The following is a 972-nucleotide window of genomic DNA, read 5'->3' as shown; positions in this document are numbered from 1 at the left end:
AACGCGGTGTTCGCGGGCAGCGTGCCGTACCTGAAGCTGGCGGGCGTGGTGCTGTGCGGTTGGCAGATGGCGCGCGCGCTGGTGGCGGCGCAGGCGAACCGCGCGAGCGACCCGGCGTTCTTCGATGCGAAGATCGCGATCGCGCAATGCTATGCGGAGCACATTCTCGTGCAGGCCGGTGCGCTCGAAGCGTCGATCGTCGGCACGAAGGGCAACGAGGGCGTGCTCGCGTTGACGGAAGACCAGTTCTGACCGGTTGACGGTCGGGACGCAGGAGGAGACAGGATTTTGACCACACAGGACTTGCTCGCGCAATACGGCCCGCGCGAATCGATGGAATACGACGTCGTGATCGTCGGCGGCGGCCCCGCCGGGCTGTCGGCGGCGATCCGGCTCAAGCAGCTGGCCGCCGAGAAAGGCACCGAGATCGGCGTATGCGTGCTCGAGAAGGGTTCCGAGATCGGCGCGCACATCCTGTCGGGCGCGGTGATGGATCCGCGCGCGATCAACGAACTGTTCCCCGACTGGAAGGAACGCGGCGCCCCGCTCGACGTCGAGGTGACGGAAGACCGCTTCCTGTTCCTGTCCGAGAAGAGCGCGGTCACCACGCCCAACTGGGCGCTGCCCGCCAACTTCCAGAACCACGGCAACTACGTGATTTCGCTGGGCAACGTCACGCGCTGGCTGGGCCAGCAGGCCGAGGCGCTGGGCGTCGAGATCTTCCCCGGCTTCCCGGCCGCCGAGATCCTCTACAACGACGACGGCTCGGTCAAAGGCGTCGCGACCGGCAACATGGGCGTGGGCAAGGACGGCGAGCCGACCGAGAACTTCCAGCTCGGCATGGAGTTGCACGCGAAGTACACGCTGTTCGCCGAAGGCTGCCGCGGCCACCTCGGCCGCCAGCTGATCTCGAAGTTCAAGCTGGACGCGAACGCCGAGCCGCAGGCGTACGGGATCGGCATCAAGGAACTG

The 972-nt window shown here is 66.8% G+C and carries 2 protein-coding genes; both read left to right on the top strand.

The window, feature by feature from the left end; translation table 11 throughout:
* Positions 1-252 (top strand): acyl-CoA dehydrogenase C-terminal domain-containing protein (locus HWX87_RS37625; RefSeq protein WP_176046795.1); only part of this gene is annotated, 252 nt, incomplete at its 5' end.
* A gap of 36 nt (positions 253-288) precedes the next feature.
* The coding region (locus tag HWX87_RS37620; RefSeq protein ID WP_176051836.1) for an NAD(P)/FAD-dependent oxidoreductase at positions 289-972 on the top strand (684 nt) is incomplete at its 3' end.

This window comes from Burkholderia sp. BCC1644 (assembly GCF_902833225.1).
Taxonomy (GTDB): Bacteria; Pseudomonadota; Gammaproteobacteria; order Burkholderiales; family Burkholderiaceae; genus Burkholderia.
The sequence above is the reverse complement of the archived record's forward strand: the minus strand, read 5'-3'. Positions and strand labels throughout refer to the sequence as shown.